This is a genomic window from Nesterenkonia sp. AY15 (assembly GCF_022565855.1).
Classification (GTDB): domain Bacteria; phylum Actinomycetota; class Actinomycetes; order Actinomycetales; family Micrococcaceae; genus Nesterenkonia.
The window spans coordinates 1-1,300 of record NZ_JAJOYV010000018.1 but is presented as its reverse complement, the minus strand read 5'-3'; the positions used below and the strand labels follow the sequence as shown (position 1 = coordinate 1,300).

1 protein-coding gene is annotated in these 1,300 nt (G+C 63.6%); it reads left to right on the top strand.

What is annotated here, in order from left to right; all coding sequences use genetic code 11:
- Positions 1-92 precede the first annotated feature (92 nt).
- A complete protein-coding gene (locus LSI54_RS12870; RefSeq protein ID WP_241478567.1) occupies positions 93-1,262 on the top strand; it encodes an IS1249 family transposase in 1,170 nt (389 codons plus the stop codon).
- The last annotated feature ends 38 nt before the right edge of the window (positions 1,263-1,300 follow it).

The window sequence follows — 1,300 nt, the reverse complement described above, 5'->3', positions numbered from 1 at the left end:
GGGTTATAGGAACAAATGTGTGTACAGCACGGCCCTGGATCCCTGACCTGACGCCGATGTAGAGGGTTTCACATGCTTTGAAAGCATGTGCTGTGACTCCTCCCTCGAATCAGCCGGTCTGTGGTGTATGCGCCACGAAGCTGGTGAAGAACGGCAAGACCAGCGCCGGGCGCACCCGATGGCGATGCACATCATGTGGCTCCTCAACCACACAGTCCCGGACTGATATCTCTCGGCGCGCAGAGCTGAGTTGGTTCCTGGACTGGCTGCTAGGCCGTGCGATCCAGAGCGACTTCGGGTTCACAGACCGAGGCTTCCGGAAGAAGACCGCCTGGTGCTGGGAGATCGAGGTCCCGCAGCCCGAGCGCACCGGGGAGGTTCACCGACAGGTCATCGTCGATGGCACCTACTTCGCCGGCTGGTGCGTACTCATCGCCCACAACGGCAGACATGTGCTGGGTTGGCAGTGGTGTGACCAGGAGAAGAAGGTCGCCTGGGAGGCACTGCTGAAGCGGCTCCCAGCCCCGGATCTGGTGGTCACCGACGGCGGCGCGGGACTCAGAGCCGCTTTGGATCAGCAGTGGCGGCACACCCGGATCCAGCGGTGTTACTTCCACATCTACGCCGCCGTGCGACGGCACACCACCCTGGCCCCGAGACTCCCAGCAGGACAGGAGATCCTGGCACTGACCAGGGATCTCATGGCAGTCCGGGACCTTGATGCGGCCGCGGCCTGGACGGGCGCCTACGCCTCCTGGGAAGCTCGATGGGCGTCTTTTCTGAAGCAGCGCACCTATGCCAGGGCCGGGGTGGAGCGACCGTCCTGGGCGAAGCCGAATCAGGCCTGGTGGTACACCCACATCCGGCTGCGCCGAGTCCAAGGCCTCTACCGGCAGCTGATCAGGGACAAGTCGCTGTTCACCTGGCTCGAGCACCGTTTCCACACCGAGGGCAGACCCACGGTGGAGCGGACGACTTCCCGGTTGGAGGGTGGGCCGAACAACGCGATCAAGCACCTGCTGCGCGGCCACCGCGGACTGAGCGAGCGTCATGCTCGCAGTGCTGTGGACTGGCTGCTGAACACCATGACTGAACACCCACACGACCCATGGGCGCTGGCCCACCGGCATCGAGAGCGGACTGCAGAACCGGCACGTCACAGATCCATCGAGGAAGCACCTATCGGACCTGCGACCTACGGCACGGCTGCGATTGCTGAGGAGGGTCTCTGGGGCCGTTCAGGATGGGCAGGAAGGCCGTGACACGCCGGGGCTATACACACATTTGTTCCTATAACCCT